The 4,871-nt window shown below is 59.2% G+C and carries 5 protein-coding genes; 3 read left to right on the top strand and 2 right to left on the bottom strand.

Translation table 11 applies throughout. From position 1 onward, the window contains the following. Positions 1 to 62: 62 nt before the first annotated feature. Positions 63 to 1,838 carry a glyoxylate carboligase gene (gene gcl, locus KGB27_RS30890; protein WP_008026775.1) on the bottom strand — a complete coding sequence of 592 codons (1,776 nt, stop codon included), beginning with the start codon at positions 1,836 to 1,838 and terminating at the stop codon, positions 63 to 65. 267 nt (positions 1,839 to 2,105) lie between these two features. On the opposite strand from gcl, the gene KGB27_RS30885 reads away from it, so the two are divergent. Continuing rightward, positions 2,106 to 2,546 carry a GlcG/HbpS family heme-binding protein gene (locus tag KGB27_RS30885; protein WP_008026773.1) on the top strand — a complete coding sequence of 147 codons (441 nt, stop codon included), beginning with the start codon at positions 2,106 to 2,108 and terminating at the stop codon, positions 2,544 to 2,546. Between the two features lie 211 nt (positions 2,547 to 2,757). After that, the gene (locus KGB27_RS30880) at positions 2,758 to 3,216 is read left to right on the top strand and encodes an REP-associated tyrosine transposase (RefSeq protein WP_223557358.1); all 459 of its coding nucleotides are present in this window, start codon (positions 2,758 to 2,760) and stop codon (positions 3,214 to 3,216) included. A 128-nt stretch (positions 3,217 to 3,344) separates the two neighbouring features. Here the strand turns inward: KGB27_RS30880 and KGB27_RS30875 are convergent, their stop codons facing one another. Beyond that, on the bottom strand, positions 3,345 to 3,950 hold the full coding sequence (locus KGB27_RS30875; RefSeq protein WP_008039884.1) for a TetR/AcrR family transcriptional regulator: 606 nt from the start codon (positions 3,948 to 3,950) through the stop codon (positions 3,345 to 3,347). Positions 3,951 to 4,084: 134 nt separating this feature from the next. Between KGB27_RS30875 and KGB27_RS30870 the strand changes: the two genes are divergently transcribed. Next, a partial coding sequence (locus KGB27_RS30870) for a DUF808 domain-containing protein (RefSeq protein ID WP_223557357.1) occupies positions 4,085 to 4,871 on the top strand: 787 nt, incomplete at its 3' end.

Below are 4,871 nucleotides of genomic sequence, written 5' to 3'. Positions count from 1 at the left end.
GTTGAATGGCACGACGCCTTCGCGGGCAAGCCTCGCTCCTACAGGGGGGAGGCGGTCAGCTGTTAATCGAGCAGCGAAATCGCGGTCGGCGCATCGTTGCCGACCAGCGCCAGGTCTTCGAATTCGTTGACGGCGTTGATCTCGGTGCCCATGGAAATGTTGGTCACGCGCTCCAGAATAATCTCGACGATCACCGGCACCTTGAACTCTTCGATCAGCTCCTGGGCCCTGCGCAGTGCAGGCTGGATCTGAGCCGGTTCGAACACACGCAGCGCCTTGCAACCGAGGCCTTCGGCAACCGCGACGTGGTCGACACCGTAACCGTTGAGTTCCGGAGCGTTCAGGTTATCGAAGGACAGCTGCACGCAGTAGTCCATGTCGAAACCGCGCTGGGCCTGACGAATCAGCCCCAGGTACGAATTGTTTACCACAACGTGGATGTACGGCAGCTTGAACTGCGCGCCCACCGCCAATTCTTCGATCATGAACTGGAAGTCATAGTCGCCCGACAGTGCCACAACCTTGCGGTTCGGATCGGCCTTGACCACGCCCAGTGCAGCCGGAATGGTCCAGCCCAGCGGGCCGGCCTGACCGCAGTTGATCCAGTGACGCGGCTTGTAGACGTGCAGGAACTGCGCGCCGGCAATCTGCGACAGACCGATGGTGCTGACGTAGCAGGTGTCTTTGCCGAACACCTGGTTCATCTCTTCGTAAACGCGCTGCGGTTTGACCGGCACGTTGTCGAAGTGCGTCTTGCGTTGCAGGCTGGCTTTGCGCTGCTGGCAGTCTTGCAGCCAGGCGCTGCGGTTTTTCAGTTTGCCGGCGGCTTGCCATTCGCGGGCGACTTCGATGAACACGGTCAGCGCGGCAGCGGCGTCGGAGACGATGCCCAGGTCCGGGTTGAACACGCGGCCGATTTGCGTCGGCTCGATGTCAACGTGAATGAACTTGCGGCCTTCGGTATACACGTCGATCGAGCCGGTGTGGCGGTTGGCCCAACGGTTACCGACGCCCAGTACCACGTCGGACTTCAGCAGGGTGGCGTTGCCGTAACGGTGCGAAGTCTGCAAGCCCACCATGCCGACCATCAACGGGTGATCGTCCGGGATCGTGCCCCAGCCCATCAGGGTCGGGATCACCGGAATGCCGGTCAGCTCGGCGAATTCCACCAGCAACTCGCTGGCATCGGCATTGATGATGCCGCCACCGGCGACCAGCAATGGACGCTCGGCCTGATCGAGCATGGCCAGGGCCTTCTCGATTTGCACGCGGTTAGCGGTTGGCTTGGCCAGTGGCAGCGGTTCGTAGGCGTCGATGTCGAATTCGATTTCAGCCATCTGCACGTCGAACGGCAGGTCGATCAGCACTGGGCCTGGACGGCCGGAGCGCATTTCGTAGAAGGCTTTCTGGAACGCATACGGCACCTGGCCCGGTTCCATGACCGTGGTCGCCCACTTGGTCACTGGCTTGACGATGGTGGTGATGTCGACAGCCTGGAAGTCTTCCTTGTGCATACGGGCGCGGGGTGCTTGCCCGGTGATGCACAGAATCGGGATCGAGTCGGCCGAGGCGCTGTAGAGCCCGGTGACCATGTCAGTACCGGCCGGGCCGGAAGTGCCGATGCACACGCCGATGTTGCCGGCCTTGGTGCGGGTGTAGCCCTCGGCCATGTGCGACGCGCCTTCAACGTGTCGAGCGAGGACGTGATCGATGCCGCCGACCTTTTGCAGGGCGGAGTACAACGGGTTGATGGCGGCACCGGGGATGCCAAAAGCGGTATCAACCCCTTCGCGGCGCATCACCAGAACGGCGGCTTCGATTGCTCTCATTTTGCTCATGGTTTTGTGCCTCTTACGTTTTGTAATTGTATACAAGTGGCTTTGCGCAGAGTGTATTCACGGCGGACGGCGCAGGTCAATCCATTTTCTCAAGCGACTGTTTCATTCGTCGGAAGCCTGTTCTGCTGTGGCTTTTCGTCGCATGCGGCGCTTTTCGATAATTATTGTATACAAAAAATTAACTCATTGTGTTCTATTTGTTGCATCGGGCTGCGATGAAAACGCGCAGTCCTTCCGCTTTCCCTATAACAAAATGAGGACGGCACCATGAGCGCTTTAACCTTGAAAGTGGCAGTCAACCTGACCAGTCAGGCCATCTCCGCCGCGCGTGCAATCAACGCGGCCCCTTTGACCATCGCCGTGCTGGATGCCGGCGGACACCTGGTTTCCCTGCAACGCGAAGACGGCGCCAGCCTGCTGCGCCCGCAGATCGCCATCGGCAAAGCCTGGGGCGCCATTGCGCTGGGCAAAGGCTCACGCCTGCTGGCGCTGGACGCCCAGCAGCGCCCGGCGTTTATCGCGGCGTTGAACAGCCTGGGGCAGGGCAGCGTGGTGCCGGCACCGGGCGGTGTGTTGATTCGGGATCAGGACGGCAATGTGCTGGGAGCTGTGGGCATCAGCGGGGATTTGTCGGATGTTGATGAGCAGTGTGCGATCAATGCGATCGAGGCGTTGGGGTTGCGGGCGGATGCTGGGGTGAGTGCTTGATCTTCAGCGTCTGAACAAATGTCATCGTTGGCAAGCCAGCTCCCACAGGGTCTGTCGGTATTCACATATTTTGCGGACACCGACAGACCCTGTGGGAGCTGGCTTGCCAGCGATTGCTATCTGCCAGACACATCCAGCTAAAAGTGTGTATCACCGCTCAGTGTTTCCAGGTCTAGCCTCTTCATGAACTCATCATGAGAGAGGCAAAGGAATGCCCAGTTTTCCCGCATCACATCGCCTGCGAGCCGGCCGCTATGCCGAGCCCAATCGAATTTATTTACTGACCACCAACACTCTGGATCGCGAGCCGATCTTTGCCGACTTCGCGTTAGGTAGATTGGTCGTTCACCAATTCTGCCGGGCACAAAATCTCGGATTGGCAAAGTCATTGGCTTGGGTCGTCATGCCCGATCATTTTCATTGGCTGGTCGAATTGGAAAACTGTTCGCTTAGAAAGCTGATGCGCCAGACTAAATCCCTGATTACGAGGGAGGTGAATTTTTCGATTGGTAGAAGTGGACCGCTTTGGCAGCAGGGTTATCACGACCGAGCGTTGAGGCGGGAGGAGGATTTGGTGAAATTGGCCCGGTATGTCGTGGCAAACCCGTTGCGGGCCGGGCTTGTTGAAAAGCTTGGCGACTATCCGCTGTGGGATGCCATCTGGATTTGAGTCGGCACCGAGTCGCCTTCATCGCTGGCAAGCCAGCTCCCACAGGTTTCTCTGTTGAGTTCAAATACTGTGGACGACACAAATCCCTGTGGGAGCTGGCTCGCCAGCGATGGCCGCACCGCGGTCTATCAGTCCGGCTCACACCCCTTCAGCACCAACCGAATAATCGTCTGCGCCGCCGCTTCATAATCCTCTTCATCCAGCTTGGCCTTGCCGGTGATGGCAGTAATCTGCCAGTCAAAGTCGGCATAGGTCTGGGTCGCGGCCCAGATGCTGAACATCAGGTGGTTGGGGTCGATGGGGGCGATCTGCCCGCGGTCGATCCAGGTCTGGATGCAGTCGATGTTGTGTTTCGCCTGGCTGTTCAGTTGTTCGACCAGGTCGGCGCTCAGGTGCGGGGCGCCGTGCATGATTTCGCTGGCGAACACCTTGGAGGCGAAGGGCAAATCGCGGGAGATGCGGATTTTCGAGCGAATGTAGCCGCTCAGCACTTCACTGGGCACGCCGTCGGCGTTGAACGGCGTCGAGGCCTGCAGAATCGGCTCGATGATGCTTTCCAGAACCTCGCGGTAGAGGTTTTCCTTGGATTTGAAGTAGTAGTAGACGTTGGGCTTGGGCAATCCCGCCTTGGCTGCGATGTCACTGGTTTTGGTCGCAGCGAAGCCCTTGTCGGCAAATTCTTCACTGGCGGCACGCAGGATCAGTTCTTTGTTGCGCTCGCGGATAGTGCTCATAAACCAGGTGGTTCCTTGCCTGTTCTGGCGGTTGCGCATGGTAGCACCGGCCTCGCGCGGCGCTCAAGAATGCCCCATGTGGCGCTCGGCCGCGCTATGCTGCGCAGCATTCATTCCAGAAGGACACCTGATTCATGGCAGGAAGCAGTTTACTGTTGCTGATCGACGACATTGCCGCGGTACTCGACGATGTGGCGTTGATGACCAAAATGGCCGCCAAGAAAACCGCCGGCGTGCTCGGTGACGATCTGGCGCTCAATGCCCAGCAGGTCAGCGGCGTACGTGCCGAACGGGAAATCCCGGTCGTTTGGGCCGTGGCGAAGGGCTCGTTTCTCAACAAACTGATTCTGGTGCCGTCGGCGCTGGCGATCAGTGCATTCATTCCGTGGCTGGTCACGCCGTTGCTGATGGTCGGCGGCGCCTACCTGTGCTTCGAAGGTTTCGAAAAGCTCGCGCACAAATTCCTCCACAGCAAGGCTGAAGACCAGGTCGAGCATGCCGAGCTTGTCGAAGCGGTGGCGAATCCGGCGGTCGATCTGGTGGCGTTCGAAAAGGACAAGATCAAGGGCGCCATCCGTACCGACTTCATTCTTTCGGCCGAAATCATCGCCATCACCCTTGGCACCGTGGCCGATGCGTCGCTGACCCAGCAAGTCATCGTGCTGTCGGGCATTGCCATCGTCATGACCATCGGCGTCTACGGCCTGGTAGCCGGCATCGTCAAGCTCGATGACCTCGGTCTGTGGCTGACCCAGAAGCCCGGCCAGATGGCCAAAAGCATTGGCGGCGGGATTCTGCGTGCGGCGCCGTACATGATGAAAAGCCTGTCGGTGATCGGGACGGCGGCGATGTTCCTGGTCGGTGGCGGGATTCTCACTCACGGCGTGCCGGTGGTGCATCACTGGATTGAAAGTGTCAGCG

The organism is Pseudomonas sp. BF-R-01, assembly GCF_019946615.1.
GTDB lineage: Bacteria > Pseudomonadota > Gammaproteobacteria > Pseudomonadales > Pseudomonadaceae > Aquipseudomonas > Aquipseudomonas migulae.
The sequence above is the reverse complement of the archived record's forward strand: the minus strand, read 5'-3'. Positions and strand labels throughout refer to the sequence as shown.

Bases quoted from the DNA above. Each gene is read 5' to 3' on its own strand.
- KGB27_RS30880 (WP_223557358.1), top strand. From the start codon at position 2,758: ATGCCCAGTTTTCCCGCATCACATCGCCTGCGAGCCGGCCGCTATGCC.
- KGB27_RS30875 (WP_008039884.1), bottom strand. From the start codon at position 3,950: ATGAGCACTATCCGCGAGCGCAACAAAGAACTGATCCTGCGTGCCGCC.
- KGB27_RS30885 (WP_008026773.1), top strand. From the start codon at position 2,106: ATGAGCGCTTTAACCTTGAAAGTGGCAGTCAACCTGACCAGTCAGGCC.
- gcl (WP_008026775.1), bottom strand. From the start codon at position 1,838: ATGAGCAAAATGAGAGCAATCGAAGCCGCCGTTCTGGTGATGCGCCGC.